The organism is Mesorhizobium kamtschaticum, from assembly GCF_056174585.1.
The window spans coordinates 6,383,665-6,409,373 of the sequence record NZ_CM149691.1 but is presented as its reverse complement, the minus strand read 5'-3'; the positions used below and the strand labels follow the sequence as shown (position 1 = coordinate 6,409,373).

Sequence of the window (25,709 nt, the reverse complement as noted above, 5' to 3'; positions counted from 1 at the left end):
GACAGCGATGCGACAGTTCCATGACAAATATCAGCAGAAGCTTGCCTGTCATAAAATAAATAGATTTTACTTATCGATCGCCGATCCCCAGAGTTGTCACAACGACGACATCCAATCGGCTCAACGTCCGCCAGAGACACGAAGCCGATCGGTCCTAGTGCATCGCAGAATGTGCCATCAATCACAGGGGAACTGATCCATGAAATCGCGAAACACAACCATCGCAATGGCCTTCGCCGCGTCGCTCTCGGCGTCGTCGGCTCTCGTCGCACCGGCGTTCGCCGACGGCGTCGTCACCATTTATTCCGCCGACGGCCTGCATGACGGCAATGGCAGCTGGTATGAGACTGAATTCGCCGCTTTCACCAAGGCAACCGGCATCACCGTGCAGTATATCGAGGCCGGCTCCGGCGGTGTTGTCGAGCGCGTCGCCAAGGAAAAGTCGAACCCGCAGGCCGACGTGCTGGTGACCTTGCCGCCCTTCGTCCAGCGCGCCGCCGCCGACGGCCTGCTGCAGGACTACAAGCCGGCAGGCGCTGACCAGATCGACGGCGGCACCGACAAGTACCGGCCGCTGGTCAACAACTACATGAATTTCATCTACAACAGCGCCGTGCTTTCGGAGGCACCGAAGGCCTACGACGATCTGCTCGATCCGAAGTTTAAGGGCAAGATCCAGTATTCGACCCCCGGTCAGGCCGGTGACGGCACCGCCGTCATGCTGCAGATCATCCATGCCTTCGGCGGCGAGGATGCCGGCTTCGCATTCATGAAGAAGCTGCAGGACAACAATGTCGGCCCGTCGGCCTCGACCGGCAAGCTGACCGCGCTGGTCAACAAGGGCGAGCTTCATGTCGCCAATGGCGATCTGCAGATGAACATGTCGCAAATGGCCGACAACCCGAACATCAAGGTGTTCTGGCCGGCGGGACCTGACGGCGTGCGTTCCACCTTCGCGCTGCCCTATGAAATCGGCCTGGTCACCGGTGCGCCGAATGGCGACAACGGCAAGAAGCTGATCGACTTCCTGCTTTCCAAGGAAGCCCAGTCGACCGTAAGCTCCGTTGCCATCGGCATGCCCGCCCGCAAGGACGTGACGCCGACCGACGCCAACTTCGCCAAGCTGCAGGAGGCGATGAAGGGCCTGACCATCTGGTCGCCGAACTGGGACGAGGCGCTGAGCAAGCTGCCCGACTACGTCAAGAAGTGGAACGAAGCGACCGGAAGTTGACCTCCAAAGGAAACCATCCGGAGAGCTCCGCCATGTCGGCTGTCGCCTTTACTGGTACCAGTGTCATGGACATCGACGCCGCGAAAATTCGCGGCGCCGGTTCCAATGTCCACTTCGACAAGGTCAGCGTCGCCTATGGCGCGCATGTCGTTCTGCATCCGCTGACCCTGGACATTGCGCCGGGTGAAATCCTGGCGATGATCGGCCCGTCCGGCTCCGGCAAGACCACCGCCTTGCGCGCCGTCGCCGGCTTCGTGCGGCCGGCAAGCGGCCGCATCCGCATCGGCGCCACCGACGTCACCGATCTGCCGCCCTACGAGCGCGGCCTCGGCATGGTGGTGCAGAATTACGCGCTGTTTCCACATATGCGGGTCGAGGACAACGTGGCCTTCGGCCTGCGGGCACAAGGCGCCGACAAGGCGCTGATCGGCGAACGGGTGAAAGATGCGCTCGCCACTGTCGGCATGGCGACTTTCGCACGGCGCTATCCGCGTGAGCTTTCGGGCGGCCAGCAGCAGCGTGTCGCGATTGCCCGCGCGCTTGCCGTGCGGCCGCGCGTGCTGCTGCTCGACGAGCCGCTGTCGGCGCTCGATGCGCAGATCCGCCGCAACATGGTCGAGGAGATCGCCCGCCTGCACCGCAGCCTGCCGGGCCTGACCATCCTCTACGTCACCCACGACCAGACCGAAGCGCTGACGCTTGCCGACAAGATCGCCATCATGCGCGACGGCAGGGTCTGTTCGCACGGACCGACGACAGAACTCTACCGCCGCCCGCCAAACCGGTTTACCGCCGAATTCCTCGGCCGTGCCAACCTGCTGCCGGTGACGGTTGCCGAACCCGCTGGCTCGAAGGGATTTGCCACGGCAAGGCATGGCGACGCGGTGCTCACAGGCGCCGGGCGTGACGAGAAGGCCGGCGACAAGAGCCTGCTCTGCATCCGGCCGCAGCACCTCAGCCTAACGGCCGACAGTGAGCACAGCAACCGCATCGTCGGCACGCTGAGGGAAGTCCACTGGCAGGGCGAACTCACCCATCTTGTGCTCGATGTTGACGGCACGCCGGTGCGCGTCTCGGCAACGAAGCTGCCGATCGCTTTACCCGAACCCGGTGCCAAGGTGCCGCTGTTCTTCGCGCCCGCCGACACCTCGCTGCTTCCGGAAGACGCCGGTGTCTGACGCCGTCGCAATTGGCGCGCCGGCGATCAGGCGGGAACCCGGCAAGTTCTGGATCGTGCCGCCGGCGGCCTTGCTGGCGCTGCTGTTCTTCTACCCGCTAGCGCTCATTGCCCGGCAAGCCTTCCTCGACGACAGCGGCGTTGCCAATGCCGCCGAGATTTTTCGCGTGCTGCATTCGCGCTTCTTCCTCAACGCGCTGATCAACACGGTGACGATCTCGGTTGCCGCCACGGCCGGATGTCTGATCGTCGGCCTCGTGCTGGCGCTGATCCTTGCTTTCGTGCCGTTCCCCGGCAGCGGTTTCATCGCCCGGCTGATCGACACCTTCATCGCCTTGCCAACCTTCCTCGTGACGCTTGCCTTCACCTTCCTCTACGGCTCGGCCGGCATGCTCAACGCCGGGCTGATGGAGACTTTCTCGCTGCCGCTGCCGCCGGTCGATTTCCTCTATTCGACCTGGGGCGTAGTGCTGGCCGAAGTCACCGTCTACACGCCCTTCATCCTGCGCCCGCTGCTCGCCGCCTTCTCGCTGGTCGACCGTGGCCAGATCGAAGCGGCGAGCGTGCTTGGCGCCAGGCCATTCCGCATCGTGCGTCAGGTCATTCTGCCGGCGGCAATTCCCGCGCTCATTGCCGGCGGCAGTCTCTGCCTGCTGTTGACCGTCAATGAATTCGGCATCGTGCTGTTCATCGGCGCCAAGGGCGTCATCACGCTGCCGCTGCTGATCTACGGCAAGGCGATCCAGGAATCGGCCTATCAGGTCGCCTGCATCATCGCCGTGGTCAACATCGCCCTGTCGCTCGGCCTGTTCGGCCTCTACCGTTTCGCCGCCGGCCGGCTGGGAGTCTAACCATGCTGGTCTGGTCCCGCCCTGGTCGCATCGTGTTGTGGGTGCTGTTCGCGCTGATTTTCGGCGTGCTGTTCCTGGCGCCGCTGGCGGTCATTCTCCTGTCCAGCCTCGCCGACCAGTGGAACGGCGTGCTGCCCAACGGCCTGACGACGGAGCACTACACCGATGTCATCAGGGGGTCGGCGTGGAATTCGGTCAAGGCCAGCCTGATCACCGGCTTCCTGGCCAGCGCTCTAGCGCTGGTCAGCGGCACCTGGGCAGCTCTGTCGCTCCGCCTGCAAGGGCCTTCCTTGAAGCGCCTGCTTGGCCTGCTGTTCTTCATCCCCAGCGCGGTGCCTTCAGTCTCTGTCGGCCTTGGTTTGCTGGTGGCGTTCAGCCATCCGCCGCTGCTCCTCAACGGTACGATCGCGATCGTCATGATCGCGCATTTCGTGCTGATCTCGGCTTTCACTTTCGGCAATGTCTCGGCCGGCCTGGCGCGTCTGTCGCCCGACTTCGAACAGGTCGCGTCGAGCCTCGGCGCACGGCCGGCCTACCGGCTCTGGCACGTCACGCTGCCCTTGCTGGCGCCTTATCTGGTCGCGGCCTTTGGCCTGAGCTTCGCGCTGTCGATGGGTGAGCTTGGCGCCACCGTGATGGTCTATCCGCCGGGCTGGGTGACGCTGCCGGTGTCGATCTTCAGCCTCACCGATCGCGGTGACATCTTTGCCGGTGCGGCGCTGACCATGATCCTGGTGGCGGCAACGCTGGTCCTGCTGCTCGGCTTGGAGCGCATCACGAAGCGCGCCACCGGCTCTTAGGGTTGCGCTGAATTTCAGCCCTGCGCCGGCTTGCGTTCGACGATGTAGATGTGGTCGGCCGCTAGCACCACTTCGCCGCGCTGGTTGATCACCTCACAGCGTTCGATCACGCGCCCTGAGCCCGGCCGCTTCGGATCGTCTTCCTTGGCCGTGATGGTGGTGCGGGTTTTGATCGTGTCGCCAATGAACACCGGCTTGATGAAGCGCAGCCGGTCATAGCCATAGGAAAAGGCGACAGGGTTGACGATGCTGGCTGTCAGCCCGATGCCGACCGAGAACACCAGCGTGCCATGCGCGATGCGTTGGCCGAACGGCGTCGTCTTCATGTACTCGGCGTCCATATGGTGTGGAAAGAAGTCGCCGGTGTGGCCTGCATGGACGATGAAGTCGGTCTCGGTGATGGTGCGGCCGCTGGTCAGCCGCGACGAGCCGATTTCATAGTCTTCCAAATAGGTGATCTGTTCCATCAGGGTCTTTCCGCGATCGGCGTCGCCGGGGCCGCGCTCGATTTATAGGCGGCTTCCACCAGCGCCATGGTGTTCCAGGCGTCCTCGACCGAACTGACCAATTGTTCGTCTTCGCCCGCGGCGAAGCGCTGGACATTGGCCATACGGCCGACAAAGGCATCGGGGAACCATTCTCCGGCCAAGGGCACGGCGACCCAGTCCGCTCCGCCTTTCGGATAGATCTCCAGTATATCCGGTTCGCCCCGGGGATAGTCGAGGTTGAGGCCGAGCTTCAGGTAGGCCGCACCTTCCGTACCGCAGATGCGAAATTCGCAGGCCTGGTGCCGGCGGCCGAATTTGTGGTCGTGGTTGATCGACAGCGCGCAGCGCACGGTCTCACCATAGTCGAGAATGGCGCTGGTGCGCGTCTGCGCCACCTTGTGGTTGGGATGGCCGAGCGTTTTGGCGTGCACGCCCTTGGGGTCGCCGAGCAATTGCCGGATCAAGTCGAGATAGTGGATCGAGTGCATGGCGATTTCGACGCGCGGCGCCTTGAGCAGGAACTCCCACAGCTGCCACGGCGTCGTCAGCGCCAGCCAGGCGTCGAAATCGACGACCTCGCCTAGCCAACCCTTGGCGATGGCGTCCTTGAGCGCCAGCATCATCGGCGCGAAGCGGAGCTGGAAATTCACCGCCGCCTTGAGCTCCTTGGCGCGGCAGATTTCGAGGATTTCGGTCGCCTCGCCAAGATAGTTGCCCATCGGCTTCTGGATCAGTGCGACCGCGCTGTCGGGCAACGCCTTCAGGATCTCGGCGTGCCGTCCCGGCGGCGTTGCCAGATCGAAGATCGCATCCTTGACGGAAGCGGCTTCGTCGACCGACCGGAATGCCGTCACACCCCATTTTGCGGCGAGGACCTGCGCCTTGGCCTGGTCCGGATCATAGAGGCCGGCGATCGGAAAGCCCGCTTTGCGATAGGCGGGAAAATGCGCGTCGCCGACGATCGATCCGGCACCAAAGGTAACGATCGGTCGGGGCTTTGACGGGTTTGGCCAGGACTGGATGAGCGAGGCAGGGTCGAAACCGCCTTCAGTCATGATGGAAGACCTCATCCATGGAAGCCCACCACTCGCCCTCCTTACGGGTCGTGAGCGGCTCCTGGCACGGCATGCAAACGGCCCACCATTCCTGCGTCCTCGGGTCGGCTGCCATCCTGGCCATGTCGGCGGCATAGTCGGTGCCATGATATTCGAAGGTGGAAAACAGCAGGTTCTCCGGCCGCTTCAGATAGATCGAATAATTCTTGATGTTGCAGGCCGAGATCATGGTCAGCACGTCGGGCCAGACGGCGGCATGGAGGCGGACATACTCCTCGACCTTTTCCGGCTTCAGCCCCAGCACCATCCCCATCCGCTGCATGTCCGTTCCCCTATTTGGTGATCGCCGTGGTGAATTCGGCGATGCTCATGGCCTTGACCGCGTCCCAGTCCCAGTCGATGCCGATACCGGGCTCGTCGGGCGCCAGTGCGTGGCCATCCTCGATGCGCATATGCTTGCCGGTCAACTCGTCGAGTTGCGGAATGTACTCGACATAGCGGCCGTTCTGAACAGCGCAGGTCAGGCTGACATGCAGCTCCATCAGGAAATGTGGGCAGACCGGAATATCGAAGGCCTCCGCCGCATGCGCGATCTTGAGCCACGGCGTGATGCCGCCGATGCGGCCGACATCGACCTGGACGATGGAGCAGGCGCCTTTTTGCATGTATTCGCGGAAATGGCGGATGGAATAGAGCGACTCGCCGATGGCGATCGGCGTCGGCGTCGAGTTCGACAACCTGATATGCCCGGCGATATCGTCGGCCGGCAGCGGCTCCTCGATCCAGGCAAGGTCAAGCTCGCGCAGCCGCGCAGCGCGCCGGATCGCCTCGTCGACTGAAAAACCCTGATTGGCATCGGTCATGATCTCATAGCCGTCGCCAACCGCCTTGCGCACCGCCGACAAGCGGGCGAGATCCTCAGATCCATGCGGCTTGCCGATCTTCACCTTCGAGCCGCGAAAGCCCTTAGCCTTGGCGGCCAGCGCATCGTCGACAAGTGCTGCCGTCTCGATGTGCAGCCAGCCGCCCTCGGTGGTGTAGAGCGGACAGCGGTCCTTGGCGCCACCGGCCAGTTTCCACAGTGGCAGGTTTTGCTTCTTGGCCCTGAGATCCCAAAGTGCGGTATCGATTGCGGCGATCGCGATTGCCGTAATCGCGCCGATCGTGGTGGCGTGCGTTGCGAATTCGAGATCGTGCCAGATCGCCTCGATCATGTCGGGGTCGCGGCCGATCAGGCGCGGCACCAGATGGTCTGACAAAAGCCGCATCACCGACGAGCCGCCAGTGCCGATCGTGTAGCTGTAGCCGGTGCCGACCGCGCCGTCGGAATCGGTGATGGTGACGATGGGCGTTTCCTGGCTGACGAAGCTCTGGATGGCGTCGGTGCGCTTGACCTTGGGCACAAGGTCCACCATCCGCAGTTCGACTTTCTCGATTCTGGCCATGTCCGTCAGCTCCGCAATGTCTTTCCGGTGTCGGTGGCGAACAGATGCGCCTGCGACATGTCGAGGCTCATGGCGACCTGCTCACCCGGCCGCAGCGGTCGCGGGTTCAGCATGCGCGACACCCAGTCCGTGCCGTTGAATTCGACGAACACCAGCGTCTCATTGCCGAGCGGCTCAGTGACTGTGACGGGCAGCTCGATCTGGTGGACGTCGGCGGCACCACCGGAGCTGATGCCATGGCCCGCCGGATAGATGTCATCGGGCCGCAGCCCGAACACCACCTTGTCGCCGGTCGCGACATTGGCCCTGAACTGGCCGGGCAGCGGCAGCTTTTCACCACTGGAAAAGACCATCTGGCCGTCATCGATCGTTGCCTCATGCAAATTCATCGGTGGCGAGCCGATGAAGCCGGCAACGAAGCGCGTCGCCGGCCGCCGGAACACCTCGTCGGGCGTGCCGACCTGTTCGATATGGCCGTCGCGCATGATGACGATGCGGTCGGCCAGCGTCATCGCCTCGACCTGGTCGTGGGTGACGTAGATCACCGTCGACTGCACCTTGGCATGCAGCTTCTTGATCTCGGTGCGCATCTGCGTCCTGAGCTTGGCGTCGAGATTGGACAGCGGCTCGTCGAACAGGAACACGTCGGGGTCGCGCACGATGGCGCGGCCCATGGCGACGCGCTGGCGCTGGCCGCCGGACAGTTGCGACGGGCGGCGGTCGAGCAGGGTGTCGAGGCCGAGAATGGCCGAGGCCTCGGCGACCCGGCGCTCCATGTCTTCCTTGGCGACACCGGCGATCTTCAGTGAGAAACCTAGGTTTTCGCGCACCGTCATGTGCGGATAGAGCGCGTAGGACTGGAACACCATCGAGATGTTGCGCGAGCGCGGCGGCAGATCGTTGACAACACGTCCGCCGATTTCGATCGAGCCGGCGCTGATCTCTTCGAGCCCCGCGATCATGCGCAACGTCGTCGACTTGCCACAGCCGGACGGGCCGACCAGCGCGATGAATTCGCGGTCGGCGATATCAAGGTCGATGCCATGCACAATCCCGATATTGCCGTAGCGCTTGGTCAGTTTTTTGAGGGAAACCGTTGCCATGGGATCAGCCTTTCACCGCGCCGGAGGTCAGGCCGCCGACAAGGTGTTTCTGGACGATGTAGGTGAGGGTGAGCGCCGGGATGATCATCACCACCGCCAGCGCGCACATGCCGCGCCAGTCGATGGTGAACTCGGCCGTATAGTCTAGCAGGCCGACCGGCAGCGTCTTGGCGCTGACCGAGCGGGTCAGCTGCGAGGCCAGCGCGAATTCGTTCCAACAGGTCAGGAAGGCAAAGATGGCGGCCGAGGCGATGCCAGGCCCGGCAAGCGGGAACTCGACCTGCCAGAACGCCTGCCAGCGCGTGCAGCCATCGATCTGCGCGGCTTCGGCGAGATCCTTCGGCACCTGGCGGAAGAAGCCGTCGATCAGCCAGATCGTGAACGGCACGTTGAGCGCGACATAGGCAAGGATCAGCCCGAAATGCGTGTCGATGATGCCAAGCCGCACATACAGGAAGAACAGCGGCAGCGACAGTGCGATGCCCGGCACCGTGCGCGTCAGCATCAGGCCGAGGAAGACACTGGATTTGCCGCGGAAACGATAGCGCGCGAAGGCATAGCCGCCGGCCATGCCGATGGCGACCGCAATGACAGTCGAGGTCACCGAGATGATCAGCGAGTTGCGGAAATATTCGATGACCGGAATGCCGCCCTTGCCGATGCCTGAGAACATCGAGACATAGGCGTCGAACGAAATCTCTCGCGGGATCCACACCGGTGGCTTGGCCATGATCTCGACGGTCGGCCGCAGCGACGAGATGACGATCCACAGCCCCGGCAGGCAGATCGTCAGCATCGCCAGGAACAGGCCGATACGATAGACGATGCCGAGCAGCCGGCGCTTCAGGCGGGCGGAAGAATTCTCGTCCATCACCACTCCGCACCGATCTGCGTGCGCGCCGCGGCGAGCTTGTTGAAGAAATAGACGGTGAAGGCGATCGACAGCAGGATCGAGAAATAGGCCATGGCGTTGGCCATGCCCATGCGCCCGTCGCTGTAGGCGGTGCGCGCCACCAGCGTCCACAACAGTTCGGTACGGCCCGCCGGTCCGCCATCGGTCATGATCTTGACGATGTCATAGGCGCGCGCCACGTCGAGCGAGCGGATGGTCATGGCGATGTAGGCAAAAGGCATCACAAACGGCCATGTCACATAGCGGAATGTCTGCCACGGCGTGCAGCCATCGACCCGCGCCGCCTCGATCGGCTCCTTGGGCATGGCGAGCAGGCCGGCCAGGATCAGGATGGCGAAGATCGCCGTCGACGACCAGATCTCGGCGATCGAAATGGCGATGAAGGCGAGATGGCCTTCGATCAGCCATGGGATGGCGTCCTGCGTGATGCCGAGCGACTGCAGGGCGTTGTTCACCAGGCCGATATTGTCGTTGAACATGAACTTGAACTGGAAGCCGACCAGGATCGGCGAGAACATCATCGGAAACATCATCAGCGTGCGCAGGATGCGCTGGCCGCGCGTCGCCTTCTCGACCAGCATGGCGAGGCCGAGGCCAAGCAGCATTTCGAGATTGAGCGCGATGGTCAGCAGCAGCACGGTGCGGCCGAACGCCCACCAGAAATCGGTGTTGGCCAGGATCGACAGATAGTTCCGGAAACCGATGAAGACGTAAAATGTCTCGGGCTTGGTCAGCCGGAACGGCGTGAAGCTGGAATAGAGCGACAAGAGCAGCGGCACGACGACGACCGCCGCCAGCACGATGAAGGCTGGAAGCAGCAGCAGGAATGGCGCGGATGGCTTGAAGCCCATCATCAGAATTCCTGAGATGTTGCATTGGACTGGCGCCGAGGCGGACGCGACGAAAGGGCCATGTATCGCCGAGCATACGCCAAGACGCGATCGCCTCCCCCATCACGATGGGGGAGGCAGCCTTGGAAGTCGTTTCTACAGCTTGCCGGCGTCCAGGAGGATCTGCGTCGCCTTGGCGGCCGCTTCATCCAGAGCCTGCTTGGAGGTCTTGTCGCCTAGGATTGCCGCCTGCAGCTCAGGGTAGACGGCGTTGGAGATTTCGATCCATTCAGGCGTCTGCGGCACGGCGAAGGCGTGCTTGGCTTCTTCCTGGAAGGCGGAAAGAACCTCCTTCTTGTAGGGATCGTTCTCGGCCTGCTTGAGGTCCCAGTCCCAGACCGCGGTGCGGGTCGGCAACGGGCCGGCGGCCGCTTCGAGCTTCTGGCTGTCCTCGTTGGTCAACCACCACACCAGCGAGGCCGCGGCCTCCTTGTTCGGGCAGTTCTCGGTCACCGAGAAGCCGTGGAAGCCGGACCAGCCGGTGCGCTTGCCGGAGGAACCCTTCGGCGCGACTTTCACGCCGACATTGCCGGCGACCTTCGACGACTTCGGATCGTTGAAGAAACCGGCCCAGCCCGGCCAGTCGAGGTTGATGGCGACGGTGCCCGAGGCAAAGCCCTGGCCGAGATCGTCCCAGAGATAGTTGGTCGTGCCGGCCGGCACGGCCTTGGCCTTGTAGAGATTGACGAACCAGTCGAGCGCCCGGATGCCGGCCTCGGAGTTGAAGACCGGCTTGCCGTCCTTGTCGAGATATTCGCCGCCCTCGGCGACGACCATCTCGTAGAAGCGGCCATTGATCGCTTCTTCCTTGCCGGCAAATTGCGTGCCGTAGAAATTGGGCGGGTTGGCGAAGAACTCGGCCTGGTCGGTGACCTCCTTCCAGGTGTCCGGCGGCACCAAATCATAGCCGTATTTCGCCTTGAACTTGGTCTTGTTGTCGGCGTTCTCGTAGAGGCTCTTCTGATAGTAGAGCGCCGAAACGTCGAACTGTGCACGCGGCAACATCTCCAGCTTGCCGTCGATGGTCGCCGACTTGATCGTCGACGGCACGAAGGCGTCGATCTCCGACTTGGGCAGCAATTTGCTGAGGTCGGTGTAGAGGCCGGTATATTGCGGCGCGAAGGACGAATGGTTCCAGCCGACGCACCAGTTGGCGCTGCCCGAGGCGATGTCGGACTTGAGCTCCTTGTCGATGTCGAAGCCGTTCTTCTTGGTCAGGATGTTGACCTTGGCGCCGGTCGCCTTCTCCCATTCGGGAATGCGCTCGTAGAGCTTTTCATATTGCTGGCCGCCGATCAGTTTCACGTCGACGGTCACGCCTTCGAACTTGCCGGGCAGGTCGCCGGCAAGGGCCGTGCCTGCACCGAATGCAAGCAACAATGCGCCGGCGGACACGCCGGAAAGCAGTCTGTTCATTGGTATCCTCCCTTGGTGCGCCTTGGCAGGCGACCGCAACTCGTCTGATGACAAGAAGTGCTACATTCATATACAAACAAAACATTCATGGATACGTCAAGGCGAAATTTGTTTCCGCCGGCAGCGTTCCTGCGTATATGAAGGGCAGAATTCACTGGAGAGATGGCCCATGGATGACAGCGAAGACGAGCGCTACCGCGCGCCGGCGCTCGACAAGGGGCTCGACATCCTTGAGTTGCTGGCTGGCGTCGACGGTGGCCTGACGCAGGCCGAAATCGCCAAGAAACTCGACCGCAGCCCCAATGAGTTCTACCGCATGCTCGACCGGCTGGTGCGGCGCGGCTATGTCACAAGGCTGGATGGCGACCGCTACTCGCTGACGCTGAAATTGTTCGGCCTGGCGCAATTGCATGCCCCTGTGCGGCGGCTGGTCTCCTACGCCACGCCGCTGATGCGTGAACTGGCCGAGACATCGCAGCAGGCCAACCAACTCGTTGTTTTTGATCGCGGTTCCGCCGTCGTCATCGCCCAGCAGGAGGCCCCGGACTACTGGGCATCTCGATCCGGGTCGGCTCCCACATCAGCCTGTTCGACACCGGATCTGGCCACGTGCTGCTCGCCTTCCGCTCGCAGGAAGAGCGGCAGATGATGATTTCCGAATACGTCCGCAGCACCGACAAGACGCCGCAATCGGCGGAGTTCTTCACCCGGCTGGACCAGATCCGTGACCGCGGCTACGAGATGATGGCCTCGATGCAGACAGCCGGCGTCTTCAATCTCTCGGCACCGGTGCGCAGTTCCGATGGCAGGGCGATCGCAGCGCTGTCGATCCCCTACATCACCGTCATCAACACGCCTGCCGCGCCCGACATCACCCGGACCATCGAGCTCTTGCTGGCAACGTGCGAGAAGCTGTCGCACCTGGCAGGCTCGACTGTCGGTTCATCGGCATAAATTCTTATTTGAATGAAGAATTCCTCCGTGAGATGATTTGAACAGCCAAGAGGAGGAGCCTCGCCATGATCATCGACACCCATCTGCATCTCATCGATCGCTCGGCCTTGCGCTATCCCTGGCTTGCCGGCGTGCCGGCGCTCAACCGCGATTTCTCCTACGAGGAATACGCCACCGAGGCGCAGCGTGTCGGCGTCGAGCGCGTGCTGCACATGGAGGTCGATGTCGATCCGGCCGATATCGAAGCCGAGACCGCACGGGTCGAAGGTCTGTCGCGGCAGCCCGGCAGCATGCTCACCGGAGTGATCGCATCGTGCCGGCCGGAAGGGGCTGACTTTGCCACCTATCTCGAACGCCAGCAGACAAATCCTTTCGTCAAGGGCTTCCGCCGTGTCCTCCATGTCGTGCCGGACGATCTCTCGGAAGGCGCGCTGTTCCGCGACAACATCAAGCGGCTTGGCGGCACCGGCCTGACCTTCGATCTCGTCGTGCTGCCGCACCAGATCCCCAAGGCGACAGCGCTGGCCGACCTGGCGCCCGACGTCCAGTTCGTTCTCGACCATTGCGGCGTGCCCGACATCAACGGCAACGCCGAGCATCCTTGGCGTGAGCACATGAGCGAGATCGCGCGGCGCCCGAATGTCATGGCCAAGATATCGGGCGTCGTTGCCTATGCCGGCCCTGCCTGGACGGTCGAGACATTGCGGCCCTATGTCGAACACACTATCGCTGCGTTCGGCTGGGACCGTGTCGTCTGGGGCAGCGACTGGCCGGTCTGCACGCTTGGTGGCGGTCTCTTGACCTGGGTTGGCGCGACCCATGCGCTGCTTGCCGGCTGCAGCGTCACGGAGCGCGACAGGCTGTTGTCGGGCAATGCCCGCAAGCTCTGGCGGTTGAAGTAGCCGCGGTCAGATCGTCGTCGAGACGTGCCGCTCGCGGCCGTAGAGCGAGACCAGCAGCACGATGATGAAGCCCAGTGCTGCTTGCACCGCAGAGGGCTGGAAGCCAAGGCCGATCAGCAGCGTGTTGATCTCGGTCAGCACCAGCACGCCGGCGATGGTGCCGAGATAGCTGCCCCGCCCGCCGACCAACGCGGCGCCACCGACGACGACCGCTGCAATGGTCTGGAACAGATAGGGTTGCCCGACATCGCCATAGGCTGAGCCGGTGAAGCCGAGCAACAGCACGCCGGCCACGGCAGCGAAGAAGGCGCTTGCAGCATAGGTGATCACCCACATGCGGACCGGGTCGATCAGCGCCAGCGGCGCCGCCCCCGGATTGCTGCCCAGCGCATAGAGCCGGCGGCCATAAGGCGTCCGCTCCAGCACCAGCACGACGAGTGCCGCCAGCACGACGAGGCTCGGCACCAGCCATGGGACCGGCAGCGGTCCCGCCGATCCGCCGATCGACACGAAGCTGGAAACCGCTTGCGGTGCCGAGCCTGACGGGAAGCCAGCCGTCCACAACAGCACCAGCCCTTGCACGACCATGCCGATGCCGAGCGTGACGATGAGCGGCTGGATGTCGAGGCTGCGCGCGATCAGCCCGTTCAGCCCACCGATGACGAGTGCGAGCACACCGACGAGGCCGCAGACCAGGACAAAATTCCAGCCATCGCCGTAGAGCTGCGCGGCCACGACATTGGCGAAGCCGATGACGAAGGGTATCGACAGGTCGATGCCACCCATGATGACGACCAGCGTCTGGCCGATCGAGGCGACCGCCAGCAGCGAGGCAAGCACCAGCATGGCGCGTATCGCGAACGGCGCGGAGTAGCCGGGAATGAGAACTGTACCGGCGAGATGCAGAAGGGCGGCGACACAGAAGGCGCCGACGACGCGGGCATTGGTTGTCGCAAACAGGTTTCGCCCAATCATGTCAGCGCCCTCTCGTGGCAAGACGTTCCTGCAGCGCAGTCAGCATCACGGCCAGAACCAATATGGCGCCATAGGCGATCTGCAGCACGAAGGTCGAGACGTTGAACGTCGTCAGCACGCTCTGCAGCAGGAAGATGTCGATGGCGCCGATCGCGGCGCCGGCGACGCCGCCACGGCCGCCGGCCAGGCTGACGCCGCCAAGCGCTACGGCGGCGATGGCGATTAGCGTGTAGGTCGGCCCGATATTGGGATCGGCCGAGCCAATCAGCGCCGTCAGCATTAGCCCTGCGCAGCCGCCGAGGATGCCGGTCATGACATAGGCGATGAAGCGCACGCGTGTGACGTCGACGCCGGCGGTGTAGGCGGCACGGTCGTCGCTGCCGACCGCCATCAGCTGGTCATAGTAAGGCGTGCGCCGCACCAGCCACCAGGTGATGAACATCAAGGCCAGCGGCAGCATCGACAGCGGACCGGATAGCGCCTTGAGCCAGGCCGGCGCCGGCCCGATCGGCGCCGGCAGGATCGTCAGCGTCACGCCGGTGAGGATCAGATAGGTGCCGAGCGTGGCAACGATCGGCTGGATGCGCACGATTGTCGCCAGAAAACCGTTCGCCGCGCCGACCAGAGCGCCAATGAGCAGGGCTGCCGGAACGAGCAGCAGCGGCGATGAGATGCCGGCCTTGAGGAACAGCACCTGGATTACCATGGCGTTGACGAAGCCCATCAGCGGTCCGACCGAGATGTCGATGCCGCCGCGCCCCGCAAGGATCACCGGCGTCGAGGCGATGGCCGCGCCGATCAAAGGCGCGGCCAATCCGACCAGCGCGCCCCATGATCCGGGCTGGAACCGCCCCGGGCTCAGGATGAGATTGACCGCAAGCAGGACGACCAGCAGCACGACAGCGAAACCGACACTTCGCCCAAAAGACAGGATGCGCTTGACCGGGGTCATGCCGCACGTCCGAACATGGCGGAGATCACACCATCAGTGGTCAACGCCTCGCCGGCGATTTCGGCGGCGACCTCATTTTCGCGGAACACCAGCACGCGCTGGCAGAGGAGAAGAATCTCCTCGATCTCGCTGGACAGAATGACCAGTCCCATCCCGTCGGCTGCCAGTCCGCGAAACACGTCGTAGAGCACATGCCGCGTCGCCACATCGACGCCGCGCGTCGGGTCGTTGAGCAGCAGGATCGCAGGCTCCAGCGCCAGTGCCCGCGCCAGCAGCACCTTCTGCTGGTTGCCGCCCGACAAAGTGGTGATCGGTGCATCCGGCCGGGGCGCTACGATCGACAGTTTTTCGCGGTAGATGTCGTAGCGCGCTCTTCGCGCTGCCGGGCTGATCAGGCCGAGACGGGTGTCGCGTGACAAGGTCGAAACGGCGAAATTGTCGAGCACCGATTGCGTCGGGAAAATGCCGTTCGCACGCCTGTCGCGCGGCAGATAGGCGATGCCGCTGGCGATGGCCTTGCGGAACCCGGTGATCTTGCGGGATGCGCCGGGCAGGGCCAGTTCGATCGAGCCGCCAAGCGGCGGCGCCAGGCCGGCAAGCATTTTGAGGAACAGCTCCTGGCCATGGCCATCGAGGCCGGCAAGGCCGACGATCTCGCCGGGAGCGATCGCTTGCGTGATCGGGCCGGCGCCGGGCGCGATGACGAGGTCGCGAATGGCGAGGCCAGGAGCCGTGTGATCAGCCATGCGCCAGCTCCGCCGCGGTACGTGGCGCCATCGCCTTCAACAGTTCAGCCGGTGTCGAGGCGCCACGCTCCTCGGTGCGCACCACGCTGCCGCCGCGCAGGATCGAGATGCGATCCGACAGCGACATCACCTCGTCCATCCTGTGCGTGATGAACAGGATGAGGCAACCTTCGCCGGCCAGCGCGCGCATCAGTGAAAAGACGGATTCGCGGTCGGCGAAGTCGAGCGCTGCGGTGACCTCGTCGAGGATCAGGATTTTTGGGTTGCGCACGATCGCACGAGCGAGAACCACCAGTTGCTGCGCGGCCAGAGGCAACAGGCCGGCGGGCGTGTCGAGCGGAACGTTAGTTACGGCGAAGCGCTTCAGTGCCGCGGCAGCCCTGTCGCGACGCTCGTTCCTGGGAACGATACGCCGGACCAACCCGTCGAGCCCAAGCAGAATGTTGTCCGTCACGCTGCGATCGGGTGCGATCAGAACTTCCTGGAACACCGTGGCGAAACCCTGCACCTGGAAGGCCGACGGGTTTGCACCCGAAAACGGCTTGTCCTGCAGCAGGATCACGCCACTGTCCGGCTGGACGATGCCGGACAAGAGCTTGACCATCGTGCTCTTGCCCGAACCGTTCTCGCCCAGGATGGTGTGGATGGTGCCCGCCCGGAACGCGATCGAGGCGTCGGCCAGCGCGATCGTCTCGCCATAGCGTTTGGATATGGTTTTGATTTCAAGCATGCCGTGTTTCGAAGCTGGCAAGCCGGCTCCCCGAAAGGAGCCGGCTCGTTGGGTCTGTCGATGATGTCACTTCGCGCAGGCGTCGGGTACTTTCGAATAGTCCCAGCCCTTGGTCGGCGCCGGGTTCGAGAAATAGGCGTCGAGCCATTCCTCCGGCATCGGATCCTTGGGTGGGATCGGGAAGATCGAGACGGCATCCGTCGTCATGCAGTCCTTGTACCATTGGCCGAGATCGGCGCTGTGCACCGGCGGGATCGGGATCAGCAGCGTGTTCAGCTTCGGCTTCTGGCCGTCGAGCATGCGCTCGCCGACGCGGAACAGCGTTTCGGCGGTCCAATGCGGCAACACCGCATGACCTTCGAAGCGGTACTTGTCGGGGTTGGCCTTCCAATAGCCGAGCGCGTCGCCGGTGATCGAGCCGGTGATCAGCGGCGCCGGACGGCCGGCTTCAGCGAAGGCCTCGGCGACGACACGGCTTTCGCTGCCGGTCGTCCACACCGCATCGATCGGCGCCGGGTTGGTGGCGATCGCCTGCAGCACGACGGTCTTGGTGACGTTGGCCGTCCAGTTGCCGTTGACGTTGCGCGAAATCTTCATCTTGGGATTTTCGGCCAGCGCCTTGTCCGCGCCCTGCCGCTCCTGCACCACGATCGGATGGCCGGCAATGCCTTCGACGAGCAGGATGCTGGCGCCGTCCGGCTGTGCCTTGCCGATCGCCGTCATCATGTCATAGCCCCAGCGCGCATAGTTGGAATCGACATTGATCGCGTTCGGGCTGGTCACCGAGCCGGCTGCCGTGATGAACGGAATGCCGGCCTTGGCGGCTGCGTCGACGGCGTCGTCAAGTGCCGTCGCCGAGCCCGGGATCGAGGTGATGATCGAGCATTTCTTGTCGATGAAGGCGCGGATCTGGTTGATCTGCTGGCTGGCATCGTTGTTGGAGTCAGACACTTCGAAGCTGGACACCGTGCCGTCGGCGATCAGCCCGTCGACCAGACGCTTCAACTCCTTGGTGACCGTCACGCGCCACGGATTGCCCTGGTAGGATTCCGAGTGGCACCATTTCCACGGCTTCGGCGGCGGGGTGAAATTGTCCCAGGCCGAAGGCAGCACCTTCTGGGGCGCGCCGTCATACTGCGCCTTGAGTTCGGTCGGCAGTCCGCCGATGACGCCTTGCACGTCCTGGGCAAAGGCAATCGTGATGGATACAAAGGCGGTTGCGGCCAAAAGGCCGCGCATCATGTTTTTCATTGTCTCTCCTCCGTTCGGTTTCGTTCAGGCTCCTCCACCGGCAGCGCCGGACACCTGCGCAGGAGAACTCTCCCGGAACAGGCGATTGAGATCGGCAACGACCTGGGCGGCTCTGTGCCCCGAGGTCATGCCGGAAAGGATGCGGTCGGACGCCGCCTGCTGGAACGCCATGTAGCCGTCATGGCGCGGTCGCACCCATGCGCCCTCAAGCGTCGCGCGCGTGTCGCGATAGAAATTGCCGGTCGCTTCATTGACGGGCCGGTCTTCCCAGGCGGCGCCATGGCCCGGCTGTCCGCCGGCGGCGGCATAGGGACCGCGCTGGACATCGCCGCTGGCGACCCAATAGGCGAAGTCGGTCGCTGCATCTTTCGCCTTGGAAAAGGCTGACACCGCTATGCCGGTGCCGCCGAGCGCCGAGCCGACGGGACCATCGGAGCCGATGGTCGGAATGTCGGCGAAGGCCAAGCGGTGCGCGCGAAACCCTGATATCGCATAGGAGACATAGCCATAGATCAGCGGCGCGCAGACAATCCGGGAGCCGGCCTCCGCCATCCGTTCCGAAACGGCGATCGGGTCCATCTCGAAGCAGGCCGGTTCGACCAGCGCTGCGATCTCGTGCATCGCTTCGAAGACTTGGCTGCCGGTCTCGATGTCGATCAGATCGCGGGGCGGATCGGTGGCGCAGGGATGACCAAGATTGCCGGCCAGCGTGTAGAACATCATCAGCACATGCGGCGGCCGCAGCGGCAGCAGCACGCGGCCTTGCCGGGCGAGATCGAGCACCTCGCTCCAGCGCGCCGGCGGCGCATCGAGCGCGTCCGGCCGCCAGGCCTGGACCTGGCTGGCGGCATCGATCGGCAAGGCCCATTGCCGTCCCTGCCAGTTGTAGCTCGGATAGGACTGGCCGACGCTGCCCGAGGCAAGTGCCGCACGTTCCGCTTCGCGGCCGGCGACATCCAGCGGCTCGAGGCAACGCTCCGCCGTGATCTGGCCGACATGCGGATGGTCGATGACGATGAGGTCGTAGGCGCGCGCCAGTTCCTCGACCGGAAAGGATTCGAAATCCTGCAGCGAACGCTTGTCCCATGCAATGGCAACGCCGGTCTTCTGCTGCCAAAGCGACGAGCAGGCGACCATCGGATCGTAGCCGCGCGGATGGCTCCAGGTCATGCCCTTGAGCGTGGTCACAGGCCGAACTCCGCGCGGATCGCCGCACTGTGCTCGCCGATGCGCGGTGCGGCCCGATCGACCTTGGCCCTGATCCCATCGACCCTCAGCGGTGAACTGGTGGTGAGGATCGAGACATCGTCCTCGCGTGTCACCGTCTGCAGCATGTCGAGCGACTGAAAACCTTCGCTGGCCAGCATTTCCGGCCAGGTCAGCACCTTGGCGCACCAGATGTCGGCTGGCTCGAGAATGGCTAGCCACTCGTCGATGGTCTTGGTGGCAATTCTCTGCGCGATGATCGCCTTGATGTCGTCGCGCGCGGTGAACCACGATGCCGGCCTGTCGCGATAGGGTGCCAACTCTTCGAGTGCCAGCAGATCGGCCAGCTTGGGGATCGGCGTCATGGCGATGGCGAGATAACCGTCCTTGGCTGGATAGACGCCATAAGGCGCCGACAGATAGGCATGCGCGCTGCGGAAATTGGAGCGCTTGGGCAAACGGCGGCCATCGTTGAGATGCGTGGTCAGCACCTCGAACTGGAAATCGACCAACGCTTCGAGCAGGCTGGTCTCGATATGGCTGCCCTGGCCGGTGATGCCCCGCCGGACGAGCGCCGCGAGGATGCCTTGCGCGCAGGCCGCACCCGCCAGCATGTCGCCGATGGCAAGCCCGAACGGCACCGGCCCCTGGTCCTCGTCGCCATTCAGCCACATCACGCCTGAGCGCGATTGCGCCAGCAAATCCTGGCCGGGCCGCTTGACCCATGGGCCCTCTTCGCCATAGCCGCTGATCGAGGCATAGACGAGCCGCGGGTTGATCTTGCGCACGGCCTCATAGTCGAGGCCCAGTCGCTCGATGACTCCCGGCCGGAAATTCTGGATCAGCACGTCCGCCTTGGCGAGAAGAGCGCGCAGCGCCTTGAGATCGGCCTCGTTCTTGAGGTCGATGGCAAACTCTCCTTGGCGCGGTTGATGGCGTGGAAGATGGTGGAATCGCCGCCGATCTCGGTATCGCTGAGATAGAGCCGGCGCGACAGGTCGCCGCCATCCGGACGCTCGATCTTGATGACACGGGCACCGAGGTCGAGCAGCCTGAGCGAGCAATAGGGCCCGGACAGGAACTGGCTCATGTCGACGACGACAAGACCGGCGAGCGGCAATTCGGCTGGCGCCGGCATCTCTATTTCTCCGTCTTGCCGACGAAATCGGCCGGGTTGCGGTACTTCACCGTCTGCAAATGCTCGCAATAGAGAACGAGTTCGCCTTCGCCCTTGAACACCTCGTAGCTGGCGCGGATCAGCCCCATTTCCTTGTAGCGGGGCTTCTTGTCGAGGTTGGAGCGGATCGAATAGATCGTGTCGCCAATGAAGACAGGCTTTATGAAACGCAGCCTGTCGTAGCCATAGGAAAAGGCGTTGACGCAGTTGGTGGCGACCAGCCCGAGGCCCGCCGAAAAGACAAAGGCGCCGGCGATCAGCCGCTTGCCGAAAATGCCTTCGCTCTCGGCAAACATCTGGTCCTGCACGTAAGGGTGGATGTCGAGCACCAGCGTGTTGAACAGATGGCTGTCGCCTTCCGCCATCGTGCGCCGCAACGAGCGGATTTTCTGGCCGACCGGCCAGTCCTCGTAGAACCAGTTCTCGGCATTCCACACCGGCAGCGCGGCATGATCCTCCGGCATGTTCTTGGGATACGTCGAGGCAATGCCGACAGTGGGGGCGAAGTCGTTCATGGCTGACTCTGTTGCTCTCGCGAAAGGGTCCGTGCAGCCGTTCGAACGCGCGTCAAGGCGCCTGATTGCACGACGTCTCCTCCCGTCAATCTTCTTTTGTAAATAGTATTTTCACATATGGGGTTGCGTTGCAAGCGAGGACAGGCGAAATTTTGACCGATCCCGCAGTGCTCAAGCGACGGCGGGCAGGGAGGAAAAGATGAGCAGTGCATGTCTGGTGTTTGTCGGCAGCCTGAACCGGGAGGCCCCCTATTTTCAGGGCGCGCGCGGCGTCGGACTCAGCGTCTACAGTTTCGACGAGGCGACGCTGGAAATACGAAAACTGGCTGAGACCAATGACGTCGACAATCCGACCTTCCTGTCGGTGACACCGGATGGCTCGCGCATCTATGCCAATTCGGAAGTGTTTGCCTGGCGCGAGGGCACAGTCTCGGCCTACAGCTTCGATCGTGGCTCAAACACGCTCACCTATTTGAACAAACAGCCATCGCTCGGCAGCATCACCGCGCACAACACCATCACCCGCGATGGGACGAAACTGCTGGTTGCCAATTACGGCATGGGCGAGGGCGGCCCGGACCGCGCTGTGGCTGTCTATGGCTTCGACAGGGATGGCGTGTTGACGCCGCCGCTGGCCAGCGTTTCACACAAGGGCACCGGCCCCAATGCGGCGCGGCAGGAACGCTCGCATGCCCACAGCGTGACCGAAACCATTGCCGGTGGAACGGCCATCGTCGCCGACCTCGGCATCGACCGGCTGGTGTCCTACCGGATCGAGCGGGATGGCAGCTTGACGAAGCTTGCCGAGTCCGCGCTGACGCCGGGCGCCGGTCCGCGTCATCTCGCGCTGCATCCGAACGGGCGTTTCGTCTTCGTCATGAACGAGCTGGATTCGACCGTCGTGTCGTTGGCGCTGGACGAGGCCTCAGGCAAGCTGTCGATCATCGACGCCAAGCCGGCGGTGCCGGCCGAGGCGCGCGACAGCAATCATTGCGCCGACATCCAGATCTCGCCGGATGGCCGTTTCATCTACGGCTCCAACCGTGGCCATGACAGCGTCGTCATCATGGCGATCGATCAGCAGACGGGCGCGTTGAGCCTCGTGGGCTATGTTCCTTGCGGCGGCGCCACGCCGCGCAATCTGGCGCTGACGCCGTCGGGCGGTCATCTGTTTTCCGCCAACCAGAATGCCGACCGCATCTCGATCTTCGCGCGCGACGCCGCCAACGGCATGCTGACGGACACTGGACGCGCCATCGAGATCGGCACGCCGATGTGCGTCAGGATCGTGCGCTAAACTGTCTGCAACTGTCCTCGGACAAACTGGCCGGGTCTCAAGCCTGTTGTATTGCCGAGAGCTTCCAGTTCGAGCCATTCTCTCGCACGAATGTCCACAACTCGGTCGTCTCGGTCGGATGATCCTCATCGCCCTCGATGACCTTGCCACTGGCCCTTTCGCGCGTCACGTCGCGAGATTCGTAGCGCAACGCGGCCGTGGCGTAGTCGCGGTCATCCTCGCGCCAGCTTTCGGCGATGTCGGCCTGCAGCAAGGTGACATCGGAGACCTCGTTCCTGAGACCTTTCTGGGCATTGTCGGCCAGTTCTTCCGAGAGATAGGACACCATTTCGGGCGTCGTCGCCCGGCGGAGCGCGGCATGGTCTTCGCGCCCGAATGCTTCCTGGACATCGGTCAGCAGTTGCTGGAACGCATCGAGATCGGTCTGGGCCAACGTGATCTCCTCGGAACCGGTGGCCGGCGAGCCTCCGCCCGAACCGCCGCCAAAACCGGGGATTGTGAAGGAGCTTGCCGTCTGTCCCGTTGCGCGGTTCTCAAATCGCGACGTCTGGCCATTGCCTGCCCCGGCGAGCGCCGGGGCAGGGCCACGCGCGGATTGCGACCGGAAGAAGCGGATGGCCAGCATGATCGCGCCACCGATGAGCAGGGCCTGAAGCAGGAAGCCGAACATGCCGGCCATGCCGCCGAAGCCCTGGCCCAAGAGCAGCCCGATCAGGCCGCCGATCAGCAGGCCGCGCATCATCGTTCCGCCGAAGCCGCTCATGAAGCCGGGCCTCTGCGGGCCGGCCTGGGGCTGCCGGGCGGCAGAGTTCACACCGGTGTTGGGCGTCATCGAACGCTCGACCGGAGCGGTCGGCGCCGGTGCGGTCCTGGTCGGCGGCGCCGACTGGAACGTGCGCGTGCCGCGACTGCCGAAACTGCCGCCGCGCCGAGCCTCGGCATGATCGATCGCGACCATGGAAAATGTCAGGATCAGTCCTGCAAAGAGGGTGGCAAATCGGCTTGTGCGAGACATCATCGAGGTTGGCCTTTATCGGTGTGATTGTTAGAAATTTTCAGCAATGCCGGCCCGGGTAGCGGACGGCGGCATGCGGTCAATCGAACAGCTCTTCGAAGAATGATTTCTTCCGCTTCGGATAGCGGTGGCCCTGCGAGCGCGAATAATCGTCATCGCGGCCATGGCCGTGCTGAGGTTGGGAGAATGCCGCCGGCTGTGGCTGCGGCGCGGGCGACGCCTCCCTGCCGGAACGCTCGATGATCTTGTCGAGTTCGCCTCGATCAAGCCAGACGCCGCGGCACTGCGGACAGTAATCGATCTCGATACCCTGGCGTTCGCTCATTGTGAGCGCGACGCGGCAGGAGGGGCAAACCAAACCAAGGAGGGAAGATGTCATACGGGGCTCCAAACCGAAAGGAATGAGCCCGCTTGACCGAAAAGTATGGAAACGGGCCCGTTAAAGCGGTCCGACATCACAAACCAGAAGCGATCGTCAGAGGGGCCCGGCCCGCACCAGACAGTTAGGGATGCGGAGCCGTGCCTTCAAGGGCGGTATTGCCGGCAAGAACGATTTGTTCGCGTTGCCGTCGCTCAGACCGTCACCACGATCTTGCCGAACTGTTCGTTCGATTCGAGATAGCGATGCGCCTCGACAATCTGGTCGAAGGCAAAGCTCCGGTCGATGATCGGCCTCAGCGTGCCTGTCTCCAGGCCTTCAAGGATAAATGCCCTGGCGGCCTCCAGTTTCATCCGATCGCCGGTGATCTCGTGGACGAGGTAGCCACGCAAAGTCAGCGTCTTGCCCAGGACGGCAGCCAAAGGGAATGGTGTCGGCTCTGGGCTAAGGCCACCATATTCGATCAGAATGCCGCCTCGCGACATGGCAGCCGTCAGTGGCTTGAAGATCGGGCCGCCGACCGCATCGAGCACCACGCGCACGCCGCACCGTCCAGCGATCTCGTTCAGCCGCGCCGCCAGATCCTCTTCGGCTGAGGCCACGACATGTGCCGCTCCGGCGTCGAGCAGGGCCTGTTGCTTCGTCGATGTCCGCGTCACCGCGATCGCCGTTGCACCAACCTTGTTGGCGATCTGGATCGCCGCAAGCCCGACGCTGCTTGAGGCCGCCGTGATGACGACGGCATCTCCACTGCTCAGCTTGGCGATATCGATCAGCGCGCCATAGGCGGTGAGATACTGCATCCAGATGGCTGCCGCCGTCTGCCAGTCGAGCGATGGTGGATGCTTGACTATGAGCCCTGAGGGATAGGTGACCAACTCGCCGTAAGCCGGCCAGCGAACCATCGATTGCGGCGGGATGACACTGACGGCATCGCCCGGCGCGAAATCCTTCGCGCCGTCGCCCACCGCCTCGACAACGCCCGCTGCCTCCAGGCCAAGCCCGGAGGGCAGGGCGGGTGTCTCGATATAGGTGCCTGCGCGCAGCAGAGCCTCGGCACGATTGAGGCCGAGCGCCTTGACGCGGATTTGAACCTCGCCCGGACCGGGTGGAGCGAGGTCGACATCCTCGATGCGCAGAACCTCGGGACCACCATGCTGGTGGAAGCGGACAATACGTGCCATTCGGGTTACTCCAAATTATCTGAACCGAATTAGCTATGCGGCCAAAGGTTTCATGGATAAATGGGCGTAATGATAAAGCAGTAGAAACCAGAGGTTTCGAATATGGATCGGCTCGAGAGCATGGCGGTGTTCGTTAGGGCGGTCGACCTTGGCTCGTTCGCGGCTGCTGCAGTCGCGCTCGACCTGTCCGGGGCGATGGTGGGCAAGCATGTCCGCTCTCTCGAAGAGCGGCTGGGCGTACGCCTCATCAACCGCACCACGCGCCGCCAGAGCCTGACCGATTTCGGCCACGCCTACTATGAACGCTGCCGTGTCGTGCTGGCCGAGGCCGAAGCCGCCGATGCGCTCGCCGCCGACCAGTTTTCCGAACCGCGCGGGAAACTGCGTGTCACCATGCCGGCGCATTTCGGCCGCCACTGCGTCACCCCCGTGCTGCTGCAACTGGCGCGGCAATATCCGATGCTGGAACTCGATTTGTCGCTCAGCGACCGCTTCGCCGATCTCGCCGAGGATGGCTTTGACCTTGCCATCCGGACCGGCGATCTCATCGACAAGGCCGGGTGATCGCGCGGCGTGTCGCGCGCCAGGGCATGGTTGTCTGTGCCGCGCCCTCCTATCTCAGAATTCATGGCGAACCGCGGCGGATCGAAGACCTCGCCGATCATGCGGCAATCGTCTATCGCCGGCTCGGTCAGGTGGTTCAGCCGTGGCTCTTCCCGCGCGAAGGACAACCCACACAGGAGATCATGCCCAGCGGCCGGCTGCGGCTCGACGATCTCGATGCCATCGCCGACGCAGCGGTCGACGGCATGGGGCTGGCGTGGCTGCCTTGGTGGCTGGTTCGCAAGCGCATTCGAGCCGGCGCGCTGGTGGCGCTGTTGCCGGACCAGCCGCGCTATCTCTACGACTGCCACGCCCTTTGGCTGCAGACGCCGCATCTGCCGCTCAAGGTGCGGCTCGCCGTCGACGCGCTGGCGGCCGCCTTGCCGAAATTGATGGCGTGATCACTGCACGCGCGGCGCGCCGGCCAGCCAGTGGTCCGCGCCGGCACAGCTCT

Annotated in this window: 24 protein-coding genes and 3 pseudogenes; 8 read left to right on the top strand and 19 right to left on the bottom strand. The window is 63.5% G+C overall.

The features are described 5' to 3' along the window. The first annotated feature begins 199 nt into the window (after window positions 1-199). Genes AC0V7N_RS31835 through AC0V7N_RS31820 form a run of 4 tightly spaced genes read left to right on the top strand, consistent with a single transcriptional unit; the run spans window position 200 to window position 4,059 of the window. Window positions 200-1,231, top strand: coding sequence for a 2-aminoethylphosphonate ABC transporter substrate-binding protein (locus tag AC0V7N_RS31835; RefSeq protein ID WP_475452183.1), 1,032 nt, complete (start codon window positions 200-202; stop codon window positions 1,229-1,231). Between the two features lie 32 nt (window positions 1,232-1,263). Beyond that, window positions 1,264-2,409: an ABC transporter ATP-binding protein gene (locus tag AC0V7N_RS31830; protein ID WP_475452181.1), complete on the top strand. Its 1,146-nt coding sequence runs from the start codon at window positions 1,264-1,266 to the stop codon at window positions 2,407-2,409. Further along, window positions 2,402-3,259 (top strand): 2-aminoethylphosphonate ABC transporter permease subunit, encoded by an 858-nt coding sequence (locus AC0V7N_RS31825; RefSeq protein WP_475452179.1) that lies wholly within the window; start codon window positions 2,402-2,404, stop codon window positions 3,257-3,259. The genes AC0V7N_RS31830 and AC0V7N_RS31825 overlap by 8 nt, the downstream gene beginning before the upstream one ends. A gap of 2 nt (window positions 3,260-3,261) precedes the next feature. Then, window positions 3,262-4,059: an ABC transporter permease subunit gene (locus AC0V7N_RS31820; RefSeq protein WP_475452177.1), complete on the top strand. Its 798-nt coding sequence runs from the start codon at window positions 3,262-3,264 to the stop codon at window positions 4,057-4,059. Between the two features lie 14 nt (window positions 4,060-4,073). Here AC0V7N_RS31820 and AC0V7N_RS31815 read toward each other — a convergent pair whose 3' ends face one another. The 8 genes from AC0V7N_RS31815 to AC0V7N_RS31780 all read right to left on the bottom strand — a co-directional run bounded on the left by AC0V7N_RS31815 (window position 4,074) and on the right by AC0V7N_RS31780 (window position 11,369). Further along, window positions 4,074-4,529: a MaoC/PaaZ C-terminal domain-containing protein gene (locus AC0V7N_RS31815; RefSeq protein WP_475460585.1), complete on the bottom strand. Its 456-nt coding sequence runs from the start codon at window positions 4,527-4,529 to the stop codon at window positions 4,074-4,076. Further along, entirely contained in the window at window positions 4,526-5,602 is a 1,077-nt protein-coding gene (locus tag AC0V7N_RS31810; RefSeq protein ID WP_475452175.1) for a Gfo/Idh/MocA family protein, read from the bottom strand. Before AC0V7N_RS31810 ends, AC0V7N_RS31815 begins: the two co-directional genes overlap by 4 nt. Beyond that, on the bottom strand, window positions 5,595-5,924 hold the full coding sequence (locus AC0V7N_RS31805; protein ID WP_475452173.1) for an L-rhamnose mutarotase: 330 nt from the start codon (window positions 5,922-5,924) through the stop codon (window positions 5,595-5,597). Before AC0V7N_RS31805 ends, AC0V7N_RS31810 begins: the two co-directional genes overlap by 8 nt. Window positions 5,925-5,934: 10 nt before the next feature. Further along, a complete protein-coding gene (locus tag AC0V7N_RS31800; RefSeq protein ID WP_475452171.1) occupies window positions 5,935-7,047 on the bottom strand; it encodes a mandelate racemase/muconate lactonizing enzyme family protein in 1,113 nt (370 codons plus the stop codon). Window positions 7,048-7,052: 5 nt separating this feature from the next. Further along, window positions 7,053-8,150 carry an ABC transporter ATP-binding protein gene (locus AC0V7N_RS31795; protein WP_475452169.1) on the bottom strand — a complete coding sequence of 366 codons (1,098 nt, stop codon included), beginning with the start codon at window positions 8,148-8,150 and terminating at the stop codon, window positions 7,053-7,055. Between the two features lie 4 nt (window positions 8,151-8,154). Next, window positions 8,155-9,021, bottom strand: a complete 867-nt coding sequence (locus AC0V7N_RS31790) for a carbohydrate ABC transporter permease (protein WP_475452168.1) — start codon at window positions 9,019-9,021, stop codon at window positions 8,155-8,157. Then, window positions 9,021-9,917, bottom strand: coding sequence for a carbohydrate ABC transporter permease (locus AC0V7N_RS31785; RefSeq protein ID WP_475452167.1), 897 nt, complete (start codon window positions 9,915-9,917; stop codon window positions 9,021-9,023). Before AC0V7N_RS31785 ends, AC0V7N_RS31790 begins: the two co-directional genes overlap by 1 nt. A gap of 132 nt (window positions 9,918-10,049) precedes the next feature. After that, window positions 10,050-11,369 carry an ABC transporter substrate-binding protein gene (locus tag AC0V7N_RS31780; protein WP_475452164.1) on the bottom strand — a complete coding sequence of 440 codons (1,320 nt, stop codon included), beginning with the start codon at window positions 11,367-11,369 and terminating at the stop codon, window positions 10,050-10,052. A gap of 169 nt (window positions 11,370-11,538) precedes the next feature. On the opposite strand from AC0V7N_RS31780, the pseudogene AC0V7N_RS31775 reads away from it, so the two are divergent. Both AC0V7N_RS31775 and AC0V7N_RS31770 read left to right on the top strand, forming a co-directional pair. Then, a pseudogene (locus AC0V7N_RS31775) lies at window positions 11,539-12,323 on the top strand (IclR family transcriptional regulator). Between the two features lie 65 nt (window positions 12,324-12,388). Further along, window positions 12,389-13,225 carry an amidohydrolase family protein gene (locus AC0V7N_RS31770; RefSeq protein WP_475452162.1) on the top strand — a complete coding sequence of 279 codons (837 nt, stop codon included), beginning with the start codon at window positions 12,389-12,391 and terminating at the stop codon, window positions 13,223-13,225. A gap of 6 nt (window positions 13,226-13,231) precedes the next feature. Here AC0V7N_RS31770 and AC0V7N_RS31765 read toward each other — a convergent pair whose 3' ends face one another. The 8 genes and pseudogenes from AC0V7N_RS31765 to AC0V7N_RS31730 form a co-directional block, all read right to left on the bottom strand. Beyond that, entirely contained in the window at window positions 13,232-14,200 is a 969-nt protein-coding gene (locus AC0V7N_RS31765) for an ABC transporter permease (protein ID WP_475452161.1), read from the bottom strand. 1 nt (window position 14,201) lies between these two features. Continuing rightward, window positions 14,202-15,152, bottom strand: coding sequence for an ABC transporter permease (locus AC0V7N_RS31760; RefSeq protein WP_475452159.1), 951 nt, complete (start codon window positions 15,150-15,152; stop codon window positions 14,202-14,204). Further along, the gene (locus AC0V7N_RS31755; protein WP_475452158.1) at window positions 15,149-15,898 is read right to left on the bottom strand and encodes an ATP-binding cassette domain-containing protein; all 750 of its coding nucleotides are present in this window, start codon (window positions 15,896-15,898) and stop codon (window positions 15,149-15,151) included. The genes AC0V7N_RS31760 and AC0V7N_RS31755 overlap by 4 nt, the downstream gene beginning before the upstream one ends. After that, a complete protein-coding gene (locus AC0V7N_RS31750) occupies window positions 15,891-16,628 on the bottom strand; it encodes an ATP-binding cassette domain-containing protein (protein WP_475452157.1) in 738 nt (245 codons plus the stop codon). Before AC0V7N_RS31750 ends, AC0V7N_RS31755 begins: the two co-directional genes overlap by 8 nt. 66 nt (window positions 16,629-16,694) lie before the next feature. Next, entirely contained in the window at window positions 16,695-17,879 is a 1,185-nt protein-coding gene (locus AC0V7N_RS31745) for an ABC transporter substrate-binding protein (protein WP_475452155.1), read from the bottom strand. Between the two features lie 24 nt (window positions 17,880-17,903). Then, complete coding sequence (locus tag AC0V7N_RS31740) at window positions 17,904-19,049, bottom strand: extracellular solute-binding protein (protein ID WP_475460583.1); 1,146 nt, start codon at window positions 19,047-19,049, stop codon at window positions 17,904-17,906. A 14-nt stretch (window positions 19,050-19,063) separates the two neighbouring features. After that, a pseudogene (locus AC0V7N_RS31735) lies at window positions 19,064-20,223 on the bottom strand (CaiB/BaiF CoA transferase family protein). Between the two features lie 2 nt (window positions 20,224-20,225). After that, window positions 20,226-20,777, bottom strand: coding sequence for a MaoC family dehydratase (locus tag AC0V7N_RS31730; protein ID WP_475452152.1), 552 nt, complete (start codon window positions 20,775-20,777; stop codon window positions 20,226-20,228). 199 nt (window positions 20,778-20,976) lie between these two features. Here AC0V7N_RS31730 and AC0V7N_RS31725 point away from each other — a divergent pair, with 199 nt between their 5' ends. Continuing rightward, window positions 20,977-22,074 (top strand): lactonase family protein, encoded by a 1,098-nt coding sequence (locus AC0V7N_RS31725; protein ID WP_475452151.1) that lies wholly within the window; start codon window positions 20,977-20,979, stop codon window positions 22,072-22,074. Between the two features lie 37 nt (window positions 22,075-22,111). Here the strand turns inward: AC0V7N_RS31725 and AC0V7N_RS31720 are convergent, their stop codons facing one another. From AC0V7N_RS31720 to AC0V7N_RS31710, 3 genes are all read right to left on the bottom strand, one after another. Further along, entirely contained in the window at window positions 22,112-23,092 is a 981-nt protein-coding gene (locus AC0V7N_RS31720) for a Tim44 domain-containing protein (protein WP_475452148.1), read from the bottom strand. A 76-nt stretch (window positions 23,093-23,168) separates the two neighbouring features. Next, a complete protein-coding gene (locus AC0V7N_RS31715) occupies window positions 23,169-23,468 on the bottom strand; it encodes a TFIIB-type zinc ribbon-containing protein (RefSeq protein WP_475435466.1) in 300 nt (99 codons plus the stop codon). Between the two features lie 194 nt (window positions 23,469-23,662). After that, window positions 23,663-24,652 carry a zinc-dependent alcohol dehydrogenase family protein gene (locus tag AC0V7N_RS31710; RefSeq protein ID WP_475452146.1) on the bottom strand — a complete coding sequence of 330 codons (990 nt, stop codon included), beginning with the start codon at window positions 24,650-24,652 and terminating at the stop codon, window positions 23,663-23,665. 102 nt (window positions 24,653-24,754) lie between these two features. Here AC0V7N_RS31710 and AC0V7N_RS31705 point away from each other — a divergent pair. After that, window positions 24,755-25,656 (top strand): annotated as a pseudogene (locus AC0V7N_RS31705) (LysR family transcriptional regulator). Window positions 25,657-25,709: the final 53 nt, after the last annotated feature.

Excerpts from the sequence above, each read along its gene's own strand:
- AC0V7N_RS31835 (WP_475452183.1), top strand. The coding sequence starts at position 200 with ATGAAATCGCGAAACACAACCATCGCAATGGCCTTCGCCGCGTCGCTC.
- AC0V7N_RS31830 (WP_475452181.1), top strand. The coding sequence starts at position 1,264 with ATGTCGGCTGTCGCCTTTACTGGTACCAGTGTCATGGACATCGACGCC.
- AC0V7N_RS31820 (WP_475452177.1), top strand. The coding sequence starts at position 3,262 with ATGCTGGTCTGGTCCCGCCCTGGTCGCATCGTGTTGTGGGTGCTGTTC.
- AC0V7N_RS31810 (WP_475452175.1), bottom strand. The coding sequence starts at position 5,602 with ATGACTGAAGGCGGTTTCGACCCTGCCTCGCTCATCCAGTCCTGGCCA.
- AC0V7N_RS31805 (WP_475452173.1), bottom strand. The coding sequence starts at position 5,924 with ATGCAGCGGATGGGGATGGTGCTGGGGCTGAAGCCGGAAAAGGTCGAG.
- AC0V7N_RS31800 (WP_475452171.1), bottom strand. The coding sequence starts at position 7,047 with ATGGCCAGAATCGAGAAAGTCGAACTGCGGATGGTGGACCTTGTGCCC.
- AC0V7N_RS31795 (WP_475452169.1), bottom strand. The coding sequence starts at position 8,150 with ATGGCAACGGTTTCCCTCAAAAAACTGACCAAGCGCTACGGCAATATC.
- AC0V7N_RS31790 (WP_475452168.1), bottom strand. The coding sequence starts at position 9,021 with ATGGACGAGAATTCTTCCGCCCGCCTGAAGCGCCGGCTGCTCGGCATC.
- AC0V7N_RS31785 (WP_475452167.1), bottom strand. The coding sequence starts at position 9,917 with ATGATGGGCTTCAAGCCATCCGCGCCATTCCTGCTGCTGCTTCCAGCC.
- AC0V7N_RS31780 (WP_475452164.1), bottom strand. The coding sequence starts at position 11,369 with ATGAACAGACTGCTTTCCGGCGTGTCCGCCGGCGCATTGTTGCTTGCA.
- AC0V7N_RS31770 (WP_475452162.1), top strand. The coding sequence starts at position 12,389 with ATGATCATCGACACCCATCTGCATCTCATCGATCGCTCGGCCTTGCGC.
- AC0V7N_RS31765 (WP_475452161.1), bottom strand. The coding sequence starts at position 14,200 with ATGATTGGGCGAAACCTGTTTGCGACAACCAATGCCCGCGTCGTCGGC.
- AC0V7N_RS31760 (WP_475452159.1), bottom strand. The coding sequence starts at position 15,152 with ATGACCCCGGTCAAGCGCATCCTGTCTTTTGGGCGAAGTGTCGGTTTC.
- AC0V7N_RS31755 (WP_475452158.1), bottom strand. The coding sequence starts at position 15,898 with ATGGCTGATCACACGGCTCCTGGCCTCGCCATTCGCGACCTCGTCATC.
- AC0V7N_RS31750 (WP_475452157.1), bottom strand. The coding sequence starts at position 16,628 with ATGCTTGAAATCAAAACCATATCCAAACGCTATGGCGAGACGATCGCG.
- AC0V7N_RS31745 (WP_475452155.1), bottom strand. The coding sequence starts at position 17,879 with ATGAAAAACATGATGCGCGGCCTTTTGGCCGCAACCGCCTTTGTATCC.
- AC0V7N_RS31740 (WP_475460583.1), bottom strand. The coding sequence starts at position 19,049 with ATGACCTGGAGCCATCCGCGCGGCTACGATCCGATGGTCGCCTGCTCG.
- AC0V7N_RS31730 (WP_475452152.1), bottom strand. The coding sequence starts at position 20,777 with ATGAACGACTTCGCCCCCACTGTCGGCATTGCCTCGACGTATCCCAAG.
- AC0V7N_RS31725 (WP_475452151.1), top strand. The coding sequence starts at position 20,977 with ATGAGCAGTGCATGTCTGGTGTTTGTCGGCAGCCTGAACCGGGAGGCC.
- AC0V7N_RS31720 (WP_475452148.1), bottom strand. The coding sequence starts at position 23,092 with ATGATGTCTCGCACAAGCCGATTTGCCACCCTCTTTGCAGGACTGATC.
- AC0V7N_RS31715 (WP_475435466.1), bottom strand. The coding sequence starts at position 23,468 with ATGACATCTTCCCTCCTTGGTTTGGTTTGCCCCTCCTGCCGCGTCGCG.
- AC0V7N_RS31710 (WP_475452146.1), bottom strand. The coding sequence starts at position 24,652 with ATGGCACGTATTGTCCGCTTCCACCAGCATGGTGGTCCCGAGGTTCTG.